Here is a 15,497-nt window from a genome sequence, read left to right as displayed (position 1 = left end):
GCCCGCCGACTTTCATCCATCAGCTTTCGGAATGCTCTACCAAACCGTAATGACGCTGTTCGACGCGGCCGCCGCGGTCGTCGCCGGGGAGGGGGCGCGAACGCCGTCCGTAGACGATTTCGGACGAGTCGAGCAGCCATGGCACGAGCGTCACCGTGACGCCGTGCACCATCATCAGCTGCTGCGCGATGCGGCGGGCCCGGCGGTTGTGGAGGGGTGTCTCCCACCAATGCCCGACGATGTACTGCGGCAGGTAGACGGTCACGACGGAGGGTCCGTGCTTCTCGCGGTACTTCTCGATGAAGCCGATGAGCGGCCCGGCGTAGTGGCGGTAGGGCGAGTCGACGACGACGAGGGGCACCGGCATCCGGTGGTACTCCCAATCGGCTTTCAGCTCGGCGATGTCGTCGGTCGTGACGGCCACGTGGACGGCGAGCGTCTTCTCGTGCTTGGCGGCGAGGGCGTAGTCGATCGCCTTGGCGACGGGCTTCTGCAGCTTGCCCACGAGGATGATGGCGAGGTCGCCCGACGAGCCGAACTTCACGGAGTCGTCCATCTCGATCTCGTGCTCGACGTCGCGGTAGTAGCGGTTCACGCCGATCATGAGGAACGCGAGCACCGGCATCGCCAGGAAGACGAGCCACGCGCCGTGGGTGAACTTCGTGATCGTCACGATCGCGAGCACGGCCACGGTGAACGCCGCCCCGATCGAGTTGATCACGAGTCCCGCCGTCGCCTCGCGTCGCGCCGCGGCGGGCCGGGTCTTGAGCAGCCGCAGCTCGCGCCGCCAGTGGCGCACCATGCCGATCTGTCCGAGCGAGAACGACACGAACACACCGATGATGTAGAGCTGGATGAGGGTGGTCAGGTTGGCCTGGAAGACCACGAGGATCGCGATCGCCGCGCCGCCGAGGATCAGCATCCCGTTCGAGAAGACGAGGCGGTCGCCGCGGGAGTTCAGCGCCTTCGGCGCGTAGCTGTCGCGCGCGAGCACCGATCCGAGCAGCGGGAACCCGTTGAAGGCGGTGTTGGCCGCCAGCAGCAGGACGCACGCGGTCGCGGCCTGGATGACGAAGAAGAAGATCGAGTCGCCGCCGAACGTCGCCGCGGCCACCTGGGCCATGAGGCTCGGCTGGGGTCCCGCCTCGCAGTCGAACCCGATCAGCTTGCAGGGGTTCTCGGCGTAGTGCACCCCCGCGATGAGGGCGAGGGCGGTGAGCCCGGCGAACAGCGCGATGGCGATGCCGCCCATGAGGACGAGGGTCGTCTGCGCGTTCTTGATCTTCGGCGTGCGGAAGGCGGGGACGCCGTTGCTGACCGCCTCGACACCGGTGAGGGCGGAGCATCCGCTCGAGAAGGCGCGCAGCAGGAGCAGGATGAAGGCGACCTGCGACAGGCTCTCGGCCTCGACGGTGAAGTCGGCGCTCGAGGCGACGGGGGCGTCGCCCATCGCCCACCGGGAGAGACCTGTCACGATCATGAGGGCGACCGACCCGATGAAGACGTACGTCGGGATCGCGAACGCCTGCGACGCCTCGCGCACGCCGCGCAGGTTGACGATGACCAGCAGGATGACGAAGCCCACCGCCAGTTCGACGCGCCAGGGGTCGAGTGCCGGGAGGGCCGAGATGATGTTGTCGACGCCGGAGGAGACCGACACGGCGACGGTCAGCACGTAGTCGACGAGCAGAGCGGATGCCACGACGACACCGGCCTTCTCGCCGAGGTTCGTGCGGGCCACCTCGTAGTCGCCACCGCCGGAGGGGTAGGCCTTGATGAGCTGGCGGTAGCTGAGGACCACGACGACCAGCAGCACCACGACGGCCGCCGCCACCGTCGGCGCGAAGGCCATGAACGCCGTGCCGCCGAGCAGCAGGATCATGAGCAGTTCCTGCGGCGCATAGGCCACCGACGAGAGCGCGTCGGAGGCGAAGATCGGCAGCGCCCGCTTCTTGGGCAGGAGCTGCCCGTCGAGCTTCTCGGTGTCGAGGGGTTCGCCGATCAGCATGCGCTTCACGGCGGGGGAGGGGGCCGCGTTCGGATCGCGGCTGTCACTGGTCACGGCGGGCGACATTACGCCTCCCGCGAACACAGTGCAACGCGACGCGGATGCCGCTCCGTCCCCAGAATCCAGGCATGACCGGGGAGCTCTCGCGGTCAGACTCCGCGCGCGCCGACGGTCACTGACCGCGGGCGCGGAACGTGTACGTGATCGTCGCGACCTTCTGCGCGGACTCGTCCGACTCGACGAAGGCGCTGAACACGCGCTCGCCGTTGTTGTAGAACGTGCCGCGGCCCTCGCCGTAGGTCAGGCGGAGGCGCCCGTTCGTGAGGGCGAACTCGTCGAACGGCCCCTTGCTGCGGGCCTGGTCGATGGTGTCGCCCACCGCGACGCCGAACTCGTTCGTGACCTGCACGTCGGCCGGCAGACCGGCACCGACGGTGACCCAGGTCGGCGCCGGCACCTCGCTGCGCGAGCGTCCGCCGTCACCGAGGAAGACGTCGTAGAGGCGGAAGCCGGGCCACACGTAGATGTCGTACGCCCAGTTCTCGGCGTCGCCGTTGACGAAGTCCTCCTCCGGCGCCGTGCCGAACGCTTCGGTGAGCGCGGCGATCGCGGGGGCCGCGTCATCCGCCCATCGGTGCGTGAACTCGCCGTCCTCGGACGTGATCGTGAAGCCCGATCCGTTCAGCGCGATCGTCGAAGCCGCCGCCGGCGGCTCGGGCGTGGGCGTCTCGGACGGCTGCGGCTGCTCCTGCGGCGTCGAGGGCGCGGGCTGCGGCGCGGCCGGTGAACTCGCCGCGGGCGGGGCCGCTGTGGTCGGCTCGGTCGCGCGCAGCAGGTAGGCGCTGACCACGACGATCACGGCCACGAGCAGCACGCCGGCGATGGCGCCGAGGATCATCGGCACCCGGTTCGGGTTCTCGGGGCGCTCCGGCTCGCGGTGCTCCTGCGGGTCGAGGGGGGCGAAAGGCAGCCAGTCGTCGTTGCTCACGAGAGGAACTCCCGCGCGGCGACGGCCAGGGCGTCGACGCCGCGCTCGATGGCCGGATGCAGCACGGGGGCGAAGAAGGGGGAGTGGTTCGTCGGGATGTCGCGCGAGATCGTGCCGGCAGCGGCGGCATCCGCGTACTGCTGCGGGTCGACACCGCCCCAGAACCAGTAGACGAGCGGGGCGCCGGACTCGCGGGCGAACCACGAGACGTCCTCGCTGCCGGTGAACATGCCGGGGTCGACGACCGTGCCCTCGCCGAACGCGCGGTCGAGCGCCGCGGTCAGACGCGCGGTCGCTTCTGCGTCGTTGATCGTCGGCGGGAGGGAATGGAGGGTCGAGATCGTGGGTTCCTGCTCGGCACCGGAGGCCGCCGCCTCGGCGCGAACGACGCGTTCGACGCGCGCGAGGATGTCGGCGCGCGCCTCGTCGTTGGGGTAGCGCAAGCTGAGCTCGAGGGTCGCCTCAGCGGGGATGATGTTGTTCTTCAGTCCCGCGTGGATCGAGCCGACGGTGACGACCGCCATCTCGCGCGGGTCGACCTCGCGGGACACGATGGTCTGCAGACGCATGACGGTGGCCGCCGCCATCACGACGGGGTCGATCGTCGAATGGGGGCGCGAGCCGTGTCCGCCGCGGCCGTGCAGGGTGACGGTGATGCCGTCGGATGCCGCCATCTGCGTGCCCGAACGCACACCGATCGTCCCCGCCGGCAGCGGGGTCAGGTGCTGACCGAGGACGATGTCGGGCTTCGGGTACCGGTCGAAGACGCCGTCGGCGATCATCGCCTGCGCGCCGGCGCCGTACTCCTCGGCGGGCTGGAAGACGGCGACGACGGTGCCCGACCATTCGCCGCGGGTCGCCTGCAGCTTCTCGAGTGCACCCAGCAGCGCGGTCACATGCATGTCGTGTCCGCACGCGTGCATGACGGGTACGTCCTGCCCCGCCGGGTCGACGCCGCGGGCGGTGCTGGCGTAGGGGAGTCCGGTCTGCTCGGCGACGGGGAGGCCGTCCATGTCGGCGCGCAGCCAGACGACGGGGCCGTCGCCGCTGCGGACGACCGTGACGACACCCGTGCGGCCGACGCCCTCCTCGTACTCGAGGCCGAGCGCCGCGAGCTCGCGCGTGATGACGCCGGCCGTCCGGGTCTCCTGGAACGAGAGTTCCGGATGCCGGTGCAGATCGGTGTAGATCGCTTCGAGGTCGAGGGGCATACCTTCGAGCCTACGGCGCGGGAGACCCCGATACCTCAGCGAGTCCTCCATGCGGGGCGCTCGTCGAGGTGCGTTCGACGAGCCGGAACGAGAGCTCCCCCAGTTCGGTGCGTCCGTCGACCGCGGCCAGGACGGCGTCGGCGGCCCGCTCGCCCTGCTCGTGCGGGAACTGCGCGATCGTCGTGAGGCCGAAGAAGTCGCTCATCTCGTGACCGTCGACGCCGATCACCGAGAGGTCCCACGGGACGTCCCGGCCCTCGTCCCGCGCCGCGAAGAGCGCACCGAACGCCAGTTCGTCGGATGCCGCGAAGATCGCCGTCGGCGGCTCCGCCTCCTGCAGCAGGGCGCGAGCGGCGCGGTAGCCGCCGTCGATCGTGAAGTCGGTGGCGACGAAGCGCGCGTCGCGGATGCCGGCATCCGCCATCGCCGCATCGAACCCGTGGCGGCGCTGGGACGGGATGTCCAGGCCCGGGTCTCCCGGGTACCCGGCGCCGAGGTGCGCGATCCGGCGGTGCCCGAGCGCCAGCAGGTGTTCGGTCGCGAGGCGCGCGACGGCGACGTCGTCGATCCGCAGCGCGGGCAGCCGGCGGTTCGTGGAGCCGAGACCCACGACCGGCAGGTCCAGGGCCAGCAGCCGGTCGACCTCGTCGTCGGCGAGCGTGAGCGACAGCACGATCAGCCCGTCCACGCGCCCGCGGCGCAACGACACGTCGAGCACCCCGTCGCGCTGCGCGCGGTCCGTGCTCATGCTGTACAGCGTCATGTCGTACCCGCGCGGGGTGAGCCGACTGGCGATCCCGTCGAGCACGTTCGCGAAGAACCAGCGGTCCAGCAGCGGCACCACGACGCCGATGTTCGCCGCGCGGCCCGTCGCGAGAGCGGATGCCGCGGCCGAGACGACGTAGCCGAGGTCGGCGGCGGCGGCGCGCACGCGGGCGCGGGTCGCATCCGAGATGCGCCCGCGCCCGCTGAGTGCGCGGGAGACGGTCGCCGCCGACACGCCGGCTGCGCGGGCGACGTCGTCGATCCCGGTCACGTCACTCCGCGGCGATCCACACGGTGGTGTCGGCGGGCAGTTCGCGACCGAGGAACGCGTCGCTCTCGATGAGCAGGGTGCCCTTCGGCAGGGCGACCGGCGTCGACCCGACGTTCGCGATGACGGTGACGTCGCCGTTGCGGAACGCGATGACGTCGTCGCCGTAGCCGTCGAGCCACTCGAGCGCGCCCGAGCCGAGGTCGTGCGCGCGACGGGTGGCGAGCAGCGTGCGGTACAGCCACAGCGTCGACTCGGGCTGGTCCTCCTGCACGTCGCGGGCGAGCGCCTTCCACTCGGCCGGCTGCGGCAGCCAGCTCTCGCCGGTCGGGCTGAACCCGAAGGCGCCGTCATCCGCGGTCCAGGGCAGCGGGACGCGGCATCCGTCACGGCCGTAGCGCTCGCCGTCGGTGCGGAACCAGGTCGGGTCCTGACGGGCGTCGTCGGGCAGCTCCATCGCCTCGGGGAGGCCGAGCTCCTCGCCCTGATACAGGTAGGCCGAGCCCGGCAGGGCGAGCATCAGCGCGGTCGCCGCGCGGGCACGACGGAGGCCCGCCGCGGGGTCGGGCTTGCCGGGGGTCGCCGGTCCCACGCCGTGCCCCTGCGGGTGACCCGCCATCGCGAGGCGGGTCGCGTGGCGGATGACGTCGTGGTTCGAGAGGACCCAGGTGGCCGGCGCGCCGACGGCGGGGAAGGCGCGCAGCGACTCGCTGATGACCTCGCGCAGCTGCGCGGCATCCCACTCGCTCATCGCGTAGGGGAAGTTGAACGCCTGGTGCATCTCGTCCGGGCGCACCCACTTCGCCGTCTCGTCGACCGTCGGCAGCCACGCCTCGGCGCACAGCGCGCGGTCCCCGTCGTACTCCGCGAGCACACGGTGCCATTCGCGCCACACCTCGTGCACACCGTCCTGACCCCAGTAGGGGACCGGCTCGGCGCCGCCCATCGAGTCGGCCTCGGCCGGGGGCGTGTAGTCGGGCAGGCCGTCGGCCTTGATCAGACCGTGCGCCACGTCGACGCGGAAGCCGTCGACGCCGCGGTCGAGCCAGAAGCGCAGCGTCGTCTCGAACTCGGCGCGCACCTCGGGGTTGTTCCAGTCGAAGTCGGGCTGCGAGCTGTCGAACAGGTGCAGGTACCACTGGCCGTCGGGGACCCGGGTCCAGGCCGGCCCGCCGAAGACGGACTCCCAGTTGTTGGGGGGCAGTTCGCCGTTCTCGCCGGTGCCGTCGCGGAACATGTAGCGCGCGCGCTCGGGGCTGCCGGGCGCGGCGGCGAGGGCCTGCTGGAACCAGACGTGCGCGTCGGACGAGTGGTTGGGGACGAGGTCGATGATGACGCGGATGCCGCGGGCGTGCGCCGCCTCGAGCATGTCGTCGAAGTCGCCGAGGGTACCGAAGAGCGGGTCGACGTCACGGTAGTCGGCGACGTCGTAGCCGGCGTCCTTCTGCGGAGAGGTGAAGAACGGGCTCAGCCAGACCGCGTCGACGCCGAGCGAAGCGAGGTCGTCGAGGTGCGCGGTGATGCCGGGCAGATCGCCGATGCCGTCGCCCGAGGCGTCCGCGAAGGAGCGGGGGTAGATCTGGTAGATCACGGCGGTGCGCCACCACTCGGCGCCGGGGCGGCTCTCGCCGATCGGGGCCAGCGTCGAGGTGACGGTCGAGACGGGGGTCGAAGTCATGCGCGCCAGCCTAGCGCAAGCGCTTGCGCACCGGGTATCCGTTGTCGTCAGGCGAGGCGAGTAACCTCGACCCAGTGAATCCCGACGCCCTCGCCCGAGCCGAATCGCTCATCGCGACGATCCCCGACTTCCCCGAACCCGGCATCCTCTTCCGTGACATCTCGCCGCTGTTGGCGGATGCCGCGGCCCTCCGCACGATCGCGATGGCCATGGCCGAGCCGTACGACGGCTCGTTCGACGTCGTCGCCGGCGTCGAGGCGCGCGGGTTCCTGCTCGCCGGGGCGATCGCGGTCGCGTCGGGCACCGGCCTCGCACCGATCCGCAAGGCGGGCAAGCTGCCGCGTCCGGCGGGATCGGTCAGCTACGACCTCGAATACGGCAGCGCGACGATCGAGATGACCGACGACCTCACCGCCGGCGCCCGCGTCCTGCTCGTCGACGACGTCCTCGCCACCGGGGGGACGCTGCGCGCCGGGCAGCAGCTGCTCGAGCAGCTCGGCTACACGCTCGCGGGCACCTCGGTGCTGATGGAGCTCACCGCCCTGCAGGGCCGCACCGTCTGCGGCGACGTGCACAGCGTCTTCACCGTCTGAGCGGCTTCACGCCCGCAGAGGACCGCCGAGGTTCACCGGGCTGCCGTCGACGTTGCCGACGATGCCGCGGATGATGCCGGCGCCGTCCGTGCCGCGCAGGCTCTCGTACCAGGCGGCGGTCACCGCGGGGTCGAACGCGTGCGTCTCGTGGCCCCGCTTGCGGGCGCGCAGCACGAGGTCTCCCGCACGTTCGACGCGGATGTCCTGGTAGCGCAGCAGGGTGTCCGGGACGCTCACCGTGTTCGTCGCGAACGCGATGCCCAGGGCGAACGAGTCCTCGAGGGCCGAGCACGCTCCTTGACCGATGTCGGGGGCGGTGTTGTGCGCCGCATCGCCGAGGATCGCGACTCGACCCTTGACCCACGTCGAGAACGGGGTGATGTCCCAGATCTCGACCCGGTTCAGTGACGACTCGGGGTCGATCGCGTCGATGAGGGCCTGCACGCCCGGGGCCCAGCCCTTGAACGCGGCCCGGAGCGGCGCGGTGCCCTGGGAGCGGTCGTAGGGCAGTCCCGACGCCTGCGGCACGTCGAACCAGAAGTAGAAGCGGTCGCCCGCGACCGGCATGACCGCGGCGCGTTTGCCGTCCGCCACGTAGGTCGTCCAGGCCGTCGCACGCCCGATGGACTCGTCGACGGGCACGAGCCCGTTGAAGTTCGTATAACCCGCGTACTCGCGCTCGATCGGCGCCGCACCATCGGGCTGCACGTAGGCGCGGGTGATCGACCGGGCGCCGTCCGCCCCGATGAGCAGGTCAGCGGTGTCGGTCGTGCCGTCGGCGAACGTCGCGGTGACCGTCTCGCCGTCGTCCTCGATGCCGACCAGTCGCATTCCGAGGCGGATGCTGTCGCCCCCGAGCCGGCGCATCATCAGCGCCTGCAGGTCGGCGCGCGCGACCGGGTAGGGGCGCTGGCCGGTCTGGGCCGTCACCGGGGCGAGCGAGAAGTCGCAGAGGGTCTCGCCGGTCCTCCCGTCGGCGTAGACGAGGTCGGCCATGTCGCCGCCCAGCCGCGCGACCTCGTCGCCGAGGCCCAGCCAGTTGAGCACCTTCACCCCGTTCGGCCAGAGCGAGAGCGCGGCGCCGACCGGCTTGTTCTCGCGCATCTGGTCGTAGACGACCACCTCGTGCCCGAGCCGCTGCAGCGCGATCCCCGCGCTCGTGCCGCCGATCCCGGCGCCGACGATGATGACCTTCATGCCGAGCACGCTACGGCTCGCATGTCACGGCCTCGTTTCGTGGGACCTCAACTGCCCCGGTACGTCGAGTAGGCGAACGGGCTCAGCAGCAGCGGCACGTGGTAGTGCGGGCGGTCGCCGACGACGAACGCGACGGTCACCGTCGGGTAGAAGGTCTCGGTCCCGCTGCGCGCGAAGTACGCGCCGGTGCCGAAGCGCAGGGCGTGCTCGCCCGGCTCGAGCGAGTCGGGTCCGACCGCGGCGCGGCCGTCGGCATCCGTCGTCGTCCGAGCGACCTCGGCGCCGTCGGGGCCGAGGAGGACGACCTCGACGCCGGCAGCCGGCGCCCCCCGCACGGCGTCGAGGACGTGAGTGGTCAGCAGGCTCATGTGCGCTCCTCGTCGTCGTCGTCGTCGACGAGAGTCGCGCGCAGTCGGAGCAGGGCGATCTCGCGCAATTGGGTGAGGGCCTCGTCGGTCTCGGTCACGGCGTCGTTCCCCACGCGGCGACGCGCCTCGGCGAGCATCTCCTCGGCCGATCGGCCCGCGGCGCGGATGAGGAACACGCGTCCGAACCGTGCCTCGTACGCGGCGTTCGCGGTGGCCATCGCCTCGCTCAGATCGTCGGATGCCGCGCTCATCGCCGCCTGCTCGGTGCGGGAGTGGTCCGCCTCGGCTCCGGCACCGGCCGGTCGCTCGCCGATGCGAGGGTGGTGGGCGAGCGCGGCCGCGAGGTCGTCGGCATCCCACTCCTGCGACAGCAGGGCCGCCCGTTGCGCGAGCTCGTCGACGCTGTCGTACGGGCGCCCGGCGACGACGGCGTCTACCCAGTCGGGGACCGCGGCGAAGGCTGCGACGGTGCGGGCGGCTTCGGCATCCGGTGCCGCGTTGAAGGCGCTGAGCTGCATGCCGCGAGGCTAGCGGTCCGAGGTTTCGCCGGGATGTCGCGTCAGTGCGGCGGGTGCACGATGAGCCACTGCGCGACGGCGATCTCGGCACCCGCGTTGTGGATGCGGTGCGGCCTCGAGCAGGGGAAGCTGATCGAATCGCCCGGCCGCAGCACGACCCGCTCGGACTCGAAGTCGATCGTGAGCTCGCCGGAGCGGACGGTGCCGATCTCGTACCCGTCGTGGCGGAACAGCTCGGTATCGGCGTGGGCGCTCGAACCCGGAGGGTAGATCGACTCGAAGTAGTCGACCCCCGGCGTCCGTCCGGGGGTGAGCCGGCGGAAGGCGACCCCGCTGTCGAGGACGACGGTCGATCCGTGGCCGGCGCGCTGCAGGACGAAGCCGTCGGCATCGGGGTCGGGAACCGCGTCACCCGGCTCCGCATCGGCCTCGAACACCGATGCGAGGGGCACGCCGAGTGCGTCGGTGATGGCGATCAGCCGCGAGACGCTCGGCTGCAGGACGCCGCGTTCGATCTGCGACACCGCGCTGGGGCTGATGCCGAGCGTCTCCGCCAGTGCACGCGCCGACATGCGCTGGGCCCGACGCAGCTCGCGGAGGCGGCGTCCGACTTCGGGCACCGTCCCCACGGCAGCGAGCTCTGACATACCGCCGATCCTACGGGCGGGTCGGAGCGCATCCGCGTCATCCACTCTCGGTCGATCCCGTCCGGTGAATGTGAAGCGACGACTTCACACGGCTGTTACATGAGCGAAACCGCCGCGATCCCGTGAATCAATAGCTTCATTTCACGTACCACCAGGCCGCGGACTCCACGTCGTGGTCCCCTCATCCGCGGGCCGTATCGGCCCCACCTGGAAGGTAAGCCCACCAATGACCACATCGCAGGAGCTGTCGGTGACGACGAAGCCGCACGACCTCGTCGAGGCCGCCGGCCACCCGACCGGATCGGGGAACGTCAAGCCCGGATACGACCCCCGCCTCGCCAACGAGGACCTCGCCCCGCTTCGCAAGCAGAAGTGGACCTGGTACAACATCTTCGCCTTCTGGATGTCGGACGTGCACTCCGTCGGCGGCTACGTGACGGCGGGATCGCTGTTCGCGCTCGGCATCGCCGCGTGGCAGGTGCTCGTCGCGCTCGTCGTCGGCATCGTCATCGTGCAGATCTTCGCCAACCTGGTCGCGAAGCCCAGTCAGAAGACGGGTGTGCCCTACCCGGTCATCAACCGAGCGATCTTCGGCGTGCGCGGCGCGAACATCCCCGCGATCATCCGAGGCATCATCGCGATCGCCTGGTACGGCGTGCAGACGTTCCTCGCGGCGCAGTCGCTCAACATCATCTTCCTGAAGTTCATCCCGGGTTCCGAGGTCCTCCTCGACATCGAGTTCCTCGGACTCTCGGCCCTCGGCTGGATCTCCTTCTCGATCCTGTGGGTCGCGCAGGTCGCGCTGTTCTGGAACGGCATGGAGGTCATCCGCCGCTTCATCGACTGGGCAGGCCCCGCCGTCTACGTCGTCATGATCGTGCTCGCGATCTACCTGGTGAGCCAGGCCGGCTGGGAGAACATCGACCTCAACCTGTCGGACCCCGAGGCAGCCCCGCACGACTTCTGGGGCACGCTCGGTCTCATGGCCATGGCCGTCGGCATCGTCGTCGCCTACTTCGCGGGACCGATGCTGAACTTCGGCGACTTCGCCCGCTACGGCCGCTCATTCCGCGACGTGAAGAAGGGCAACTTCTGGGGTCTGCCGGTCAACTTCCTCTTCTTCTCGATTCTGACGGTCCTCACGGCCGCCGCGACCGTCCCGGTCTTCGGCGAGCTGCTGCTCGACCCGATCCACACGGTCGAGGCGATCGACACCCCGTTCGCGATCCTCCTGGGCGGACTCACCTTCGTCACCGCGACGGTCGGCATCAACATCGTCGCCAACTTCATCGCCCCCGCGTTCGACTTCTCGAACGTCGCTCCGCAGAGGATCTCGTGGCGGATGGGCGGCATGATCGCCGCCGTCGGCTCGGTGTTCCTCACGCCCTGGAACTGGTACTCGGATGCCACGGCCATCCACTATTCGCTCGGCATCCTCGCCGCGCTCATCGGGCCCCTCTTCGGCCTCCTCGTCGCCGGTTACTACATCGCCGCGCGGCAGCGGATCAAGACGGACGACATGTTCACAATGAGCGAGCAGGGCGCCTACTGGTACCGGCGCGGCTACAACCCGAACGCGATGAAGACGCTCCTCGTCGCCGGCATCCCCACCGTGCTGATCGCGATCCTACCGAAGACCTTCGCCGACCTCGGACTGTTCGACGTGTCGTGGATCGGCAACTTCACGTGGTTCATCGGCTGCGGCCTCGCCTTCGCCGCCTTCGTCGTCTTCGAGCGCATCGACCCGCAGGTCCCGACCTTCGACGGCGAGACCGAGGGCATCTCCGACGGCAGCATCGAGCAGGAAGCCCCGGCGACGGTCCCGGCCACCGCATGAGGATCCTCCTCATCAACCCCAACACCTCCCGGGCGATGACGGCGAAGATCGCCGCCGCCGCCCGGGAGGCGGCGGGGCCCGGCGTCGTGATCGACGCGGTCTGCCCCGAAACGGGCGCCGCCGCGATCGAGTCGCACGTCGACGAGGTCCTCGCCGCCGCGGCGGTGGTCGACCTCGTCCGGCAGGACCAGCAGGCGGGGGGCAGTGACGCGTACGTCATCGCCTGCTTCGGGGATCCGGGGCTGGATGCCGCGCGGGAGCTCGTCGACGTTCCCGTCATCGGCATCGCGGAGGCCGCGATGCACGCCGCGACCCTCGCGGGACGCACCTTCGCCGTCGTCACGACCCTGAGCCGCACGCTCGGCCGCGCCCGCGACCTCGTGGCCCGCTACGGCATGGGTGACGCGGCCGTCTGGCTGACGGCCGCCGAGATCCCCGTGCTCGAGCTCGAGGACACCGGGTCGGAGGCCGCGGCATCCATCGCCCGCCTCTGCCACGAAGCGGTGCGCCGCGAGGCCGACGTCATCGTGCTCGGCTGCGCCGGGATGGCGGATCTGTGCCGCATGCTCACCGCGACAGCGGGTGTCCCCGTCGTCGACGGTGTCGCGTCGGGTGTGGGCCTCGCGACCGCGATGGTGCGGATGGGGCTGAAGACGAGCAAGCGCAGCGAGTACGCGAGCCCGCCCCGCCTCGTCGCCGTGTGAGGCGCTGCCCCGCGGCCGGGGCCGGGGCCGGTGTCAGGCGTGATCGCCTGCGCCGTGCACGAGGTCTGAGATCTCGCGCTTGTACGCGTTGAACGCGGGGGTCGTGACATCCCGCGGCTCGGGCAGGTCGATCGGCACGGTGCGCGCGATGTGCCCGGGCACGCCGTGCGAGGCCCCACCGGTCATCACCACCACGCGGTCGGCGAGGAACACGGCCTCTTCGATCGAGTGCGTCACGAAGACGACGGTTGTGCGGGTCTCGAGGTGGATGCGCTTGAGCTCGGCCTGAAGATCCGACCGCGTCAGCGCATCCAGCGCGCCGAACGGCTCATCCATCAGCAGCACGCTCGGCTCGTTCGCGAGGACGCGGGCGATCGCGACCCGCTGCTGCATGCCGCCGGACAGCTCGCCCGGGTAACGGTCGGCGAAGCGGCTCAGCCCGACGGTCTCGGTGAACCGGTCCGCAAGCTCGCGCACACGTGCGCGCGGCAGGCGCCGCCGTTTCGGGCCGTAGGCGATGTTCTCGCGCACCGTGAGCCAGGGGAACAGCCCGTAGTCCTGGAAGACGACCCCGCGGTCCGGACCGGGGGCGGTCACGGGCCGCCCGCCGACGGTGACGCTGCCGCTCGTGGCGGGCTCGAATCCGGCGAGGATGCGCAGCACGGTGCTCTTGCCGCAGCCGGATGCGCCGACGACGGCGATGAACTCGCCCGCCGCGATGTCGATGTCGACGTCGGCGACGGCCTGCACGCCGGCCCATTCCGGACCGTAGCGCTTGCCGAGATCCTGCAGGACGACGTCGGCGGTGGTCAGATCGGTCATGTGCTGTGCTCCCGTCACTTCACCAGGGGGCGCCCGCGCGTGAGCAGGCGGAAGGCTCCGACGAGGATGCGGTCGGAGAGGAAGCCGGCGAGGCCGATCACGATCATGCCGACGACGATCATGTCGGTGCGCACCACGTCGCGGGCGAGGATGATCGCAGAGCCGAGGCCGACATTGACGCCGACGCTCTCGCCGAGCACGAGCACGACCCAGGCGAGCCCGAGCCCGACGCGCATTCCGTTGATGACGGCTGCCGCCGAGGCGGGCACGACGATCTGGCCGAGGATCTCCCACCGCCTGGCGCCGAGCATCTGCCCGGCCTCGATGAGCCGACCCGGGACCTCTTTGGATCCGCTGATCGCGCCGAGCACGATCGGGAAGAACGAGGACAGGGCGATCAGGAAGATCGTCGCCTGGTCGCCCCAGCCGATGAGGAGGCCGACGAGCGGCACCCACGCCGTCGCCGGAATCGGCCGGAACAGGTTGATGAACGGATCGAACATCGCGTCCATCTTGTAGTAGCGGCCCATCAGGATGCCGAGGGGGATCGCCAGCACCGACGCGATGAGGAAGCCGATGAGCACCCGCAGCGAGGACGCCCCGAGGTTCACCCACAGGTCGCCGGAGAAGGCGTCGTCGTGGATGCCCCCGAATGCGTAGTCCCACAGCGACGCGACGACGTCGCCGGGGGCGGGCAGGTACCCCATCCGGATGCCGATGAGGGGAATCTCCCACGCCTGGTCGCGCCCCACCTGCCACAGGACGAGGAACAGAAACGGGATCGGGATCCCGAGGAGGATCCGCGTGAGGAGTGCGCGCTGATTGGGTCGCTGCGCGGGAGGGCGTCGGCGAACGGGTCGCGCCGTCGTCTGCGTGGCCATGCGGCCGCCCTTCTGGCGTGCGGGGGAGGCCGCAGCCGCCCCCGCACGCGCGATCACGAGGTGAAGGAGGTGTCCACGATGTCGTCGCCCGTGGGCGTCGTGGTGATGAGCCCGATCGAGGCCATCGCCTCGGCGAGGGCGGAGAGCTGTCCGACGTACTCGTCGGACAGATCCGAGCGCAGCCAGAAGTTCGCCAGCGCCGACGTGAACACGTCCTCGTCACCGCCGAACTCCTCGACCATGCCGGGCAGCCACTCCTCGATGTTGTCGGCCATGTAGGCGGTCGTCGCGGCGTGCGTGTCGACGACCTTCTGCACGAGCTCGGGGTTCTCCTCGATGAGCTTGCCGGTGGTGACCAGGCCGATGTTGACCTTGCCGATGGGCGTCGAGTACGGGTCGACGACCTCGGTGCCGCCGGCGTTCTTCGCGATCGAGACGCCGATCTCGACGCCCATGAACGCGTCGATGTCGCCCGCGATGAACGCCGATGCCATCTCGGGCACGGGGATCACCGACAGCTCGAAGTCCTCGGGGGTGAGACCGGCCTCGTCGATCAGCAGGCGGAGGGCGACCTCCTGGGCCGACCCCTGGACGATGCCGATCTTCTTGCCGACGAGCTCGTCGAGGCTCGACTCGCCGTTGCCGATGAAGCCGGATCCGCCGTCGGCGGCACTCGCGATGATCTTGAGATCGCGGCCCTGCGCGATCGAGGAGATCGTCGGCGTGACACCCGAGATCGCGAAGTCGATCGACCCCGACACGAGCGCGTCGGAGAGGGCGGGCGTCGTGTCGAGCGTGACGACCTCGAACTTCACACCGTCGACGGCGTGGTCGTCGTAGAGGAACGGCTGGTAGAAGTGCGGCTGGCCGCGCAGGGTGCCGATCTTGACGGTGACGGTCTCGGCGGCATCCGACGACGCGGGTGTCGTGTCACCCGAGCTGCAGGCGGACAGGATGAGGACGGATGCCACGGCCAGCGCGGCGGCGATGCGAGGACGGAATCGTGCCATGT

At 70.5% G+C, this 15,497-nt stretch carries 15 protein-coding genes; 3 read left to right on the top strand and 12 right to left on the bottom strand.

What is annotated here, in order from left to right; translation table 11 throughout:
* Positions 1 to 19 precede the first annotated feature (19 nt).
* From AB0P29_RS08525 to AB0P29_RS08505, 5 genes are all read right to left on the bottom strand, one after another.
* Entirely contained in the window at positions 20 to 2,074 is a 2,055-nt protein-coding gene (locus AB0P29_RS08525; protein ID WP_363379391.1) for an APC family permease, read from the bottom strand.
* Between the two features lie 106 nt (positions 2,075 to 2,180).
* Positions 2,181 to 2,996 carry a hypothetical protein gene (locus AB0P29_RS08520; RefSeq protein ID WP_253034873.1) on the bottom strand — a complete coding sequence of 272 codons (816 nt, stop codon included), beginning with the start codon at positions 2,994 to 2,996 and terminating at the stop codon, positions 2,181 to 2,183.
* Positions 2,993 to 4,207, bottom strand: coding sequence for an amidohydrolase (locus AB0P29_RS08515; protein ID WP_363379390.1), 1,215 nt, complete (start codon positions 4,205 to 4,207; stop codon positions 2,993 to 2,995). The genes AB0P29_RS08520 and AB0P29_RS08515 overlap by 4 nt, the downstream gene beginning before the upstream one ends.
* A 10-nt stretch (positions 4,208 to 4,217) precedes the next feature.
* The gene (locus AB0P29_RS08510; RefSeq protein ID WP_363379389.1) at positions 4,218 to 5,243 is read right to left on the bottom strand and encodes a LacI family DNA-binding transcriptional regulator; all 1,026 of its coding nucleotides are present in this window, start codon (positions 5,241 to 5,243) and stop codon (positions 4,218 to 4,220) included.
* 1 nt (position 5,244) lies between these two features.
* Positions 5,245 to 6,918: an alpha-amylase family glycosyl hydrolase gene (locus tag AB0P29_RS08505; RefSeq protein WP_363379388.1), complete on the bottom strand. Its 1,674-nt coding sequence runs from the start codon at positions 6,916 to 6,918 to the stop codon at positions 5,245 to 5,247.
* A 74-nt stretch (positions 6,919 to 6,992) separates the two neighbouring features.
* Between AB0P29_RS08505 and AB0P29_RS08500 the strand changes: the two genes are divergently transcribed.
* Positions 6,993 to 7,511 carry an adenine phosphoribosyltransferase gene (locus AB0P29_RS08500; protein WP_363379387.1) on the top strand — a complete coding sequence of 173 codons (519 nt, stop codon included), beginning with the start codon at positions 6,993 to 6,995 and terminating at the stop codon, positions 7,509 to 7,511.
* 6 nt (positions 7,512 to 7,517) lie between these two features.
* Here the strand turns inward: AB0P29_RS08500 and hpxO are convergent, their stop codons facing one another.
* Genes hpxO through AB0P29_RS08480 form a run of 4 tightly spaced genes read right to left on the bottom strand, consistent with a single transcriptional unit; the run spans position 7,518 to position 10,241 of the window.
* Positions 7,518 to 8,708 (bottom strand): FAD-dependent urate hydroxylase HpxO, encoded by a 1,191-nt coding sequence (gene hpxO, locus AB0P29_RS08495; RefSeq protein WP_363379386.1) that lies wholly within the window; start codon positions 8,706 to 8,708, stop codon positions 7,518 to 7,520.
* Positions 8,709 to 8,755: 47 nt separating this feature from the next.
* On the bottom strand, positions 8,756 to 9,076 hold the full coding sequence (gene uraH, locus AB0P29_RS08490) for a hydroxyisourate hydrolase (RefSeq protein WP_311286572.1): 321 nt from the start codon (positions 9,074 to 9,076) through the stop codon (positions 8,756 to 8,758).
* Entirely contained in the window at positions 9,073 to 9,594 is a 522-nt protein-coding gene (gene uraD / locus AB0P29_RS08485) for a 2-oxo-4-hydroxy-4-carboxy-5-ureidoimidazoline decarboxylase (RefSeq protein ID WP_363379385.1), read from the bottom strand. The genes uraH and uraD overlap by 4 nt, the downstream gene beginning before the upstream one ends.
* Positions 9,595 to 9,635: 41 nt before the next feature.
* Positions 9,636 to 10,241 (bottom strand): helix-turn-helix domain-containing protein, encoded by a 606-nt coding sequence (locus AB0P29_RS08480; RefSeq protein ID WP_311286570.1) that lies wholly within the window; start codon positions 10,239 to 10,241, stop codon positions 9,636 to 9,638.
* Positions 10,242 to 10,467: 226 nt separating this feature from the next.
* Here AB0P29_RS08480 and AB0P29_RS08475 point away from each other — a divergent pair, with 226 nt between their 5' ends.
* The gene (locus AB0P29_RS08475) at positions 10,468 to 12,078 is read left to right on the top strand and encodes an NCS1 family nucleobase:cation symporter-1 (protein WP_311286569.1); all 1,611 of its coding nucleotides are present in this window, start codon (positions 10,468 to 10,470) and stop codon (positions 12,076 to 12,078) included.
* Positions 12,075 to 12,782, top strand: a complete 708-nt coding sequence (locus AB0P29_RS08470) for an aspartate/glutamate racemase family protein (protein ID WP_311286568.1) — start codon at positions 12,075 to 12,077, stop codon at positions 12,780 to 12,782. The genes AB0P29_RS08475 and AB0P29_RS08470 overlap by 4 nt, the downstream gene beginning before the upstream one ends.
* 33 nt (positions 12,783 to 12,815) lie before the next feature.
* Here the strand turns inward: AB0P29_RS08470 and AB0P29_RS08465 are convergent, their stop codons facing one another.
* The 3 genes from AB0P29_RS08465 to AB0P29_RS08455 are packed head-to-tail and all read right to left on the bottom strand — an operon-like array spanning position 12,816 to position 15,495.
* A complete protein-coding gene (locus AB0P29_RS08465; protein WP_076688357.1) occupies positions 12,816 to 13,604 on the bottom strand; it encodes an ABC transporter ATP-binding protein in 789 nt (262 codons plus the stop codon).
* Positions 13,605 to 13,618: 14 nt separating this feature from the next.
* On the bottom strand, positions 13,619 to 14,485 hold the full coding sequence (locus AB0P29_RS08460) for an ABC transporter permease (protein WP_084201860.1): 867 nt from the start codon (positions 14,483 to 14,485) through the stop codon (positions 13,619 to 13,621).
* A gap of 53 nt (positions 14,486 to 14,538) precedes the next feature.
* A complete protein-coding gene (locus tag AB0P29_RS08455) occupies positions 14,539 to 15,495 on the bottom strand; it encodes an ABC transporter substrate-binding protein (protein WP_028497146.1) in 957 nt (318 codons plus the stop codon).
* Positions 15,496 to 15,497: the final 2 nt, after the last annotated feature.

The sequence above is a fragment of the Microbacterium sp. NPDC080220 genome, assembly GCF_040686395.1.
GTDB lineage: Bacteria > Actinomycetota > Actinomycetes > Actinomycetales > Microbacteriaceae > Microbacterium > Microbacterium gawkjiense.
Note: the sequence above shows the minus strand (reverse complement) of the source record. Positions and strands in the feature narration are given on the sequence as shown.

What these genes read in the sequence shown, in the direction of transcription:
- AB0P29_RS08475 (WP_311286569.1), top strand. Translation starts at nt 10,468, where the DNA reads ATGACCACATCGCAGGAGCTGTCGGTGACGACGAAGCCGCACGACCTC.
- AB0P29_RS08455 (WP_028497146.1), bottom strand. Translation starts at nt 15,495, where the DNA reads ATGGCACGATTCCGTCCTCGCATCGCCGCCGCGCTGGCCGTGGCATCC.
- AB0P29_RS08465 (WP_076688357.1), bottom strand. Translation starts at nt 13,604, where the DNA reads ATGACCGATCTGACCACCGCCGACGTCGTCCTGCAGGATCTCGGCAAG.
- AB0P29_RS08505 (WP_363379388.1), bottom strand. Translation starts at nt 6,918, where the DNA reads ATGACTTCGACCCCCGTCTCGACCGTCACCTCGACGCTGGCCCCGATC.
- AB0P29_RS08470 (WP_311286568.1), top strand. Translation starts at nt 12,075, where the DNA reads ATGAGGATCCTCCTCATCAACCCCAACACCTCCCGGGCGATGACGGCG.
- uraH (WP_311286572.1), bottom strand. Translation starts at nt 9,076, where the DNA reads ATGAGCCTGCTGACCACTCACGTCCTCGACGCCGTGCGGGGGGCGCCG.
- AB0P29_RS08515 (WP_363379390.1), bottom strand. Translation starts at nt 4,207, where the DNA reads ATGCCCCTCGACCTCGAAGCGATCTACACCGATCTGCACCGGCATCCG.
- uraD (WP_363379385.1), bottom strand. Translation starts at nt 9,594, where the DNA reads ATGCAGCTCAGCGCCTTCAACGCGGCACCGGATGCCGAAGCCGCCCGC.
- AB0P29_RS08480 (WP_311286570.1), bottom strand. Translation starts at nt 10,241, where the DNA reads ATGTCAGAGCTCGCTGCCGTGGGGACGGTGCCCGAAGTCGGACGCCGC.
- AB0P29_RS08525 (WP_363379391.1), bottom strand. Translation starts at nt 2,074, where the DNA reads ATGTCGCCCGCCGTGACCAGTGACAGCCGCGATCCGAACGCGGCCCCC.
- AB0P29_RS08460 (WP_084201860.1), bottom strand. Translation starts at nt 14,485, where the DNA reads ATGGCCACGCAGACGACGGCGCGACCCGTTCGCCGACGCCCTCCCGCG.
- hpxO (WP_363379386.1), bottom strand. Translation starts at nt 8,708, where the DNA reads ATGAAGGTCATCATCGTCGGCGCCGGGATCGGCGGCACGAGCGCGGGG.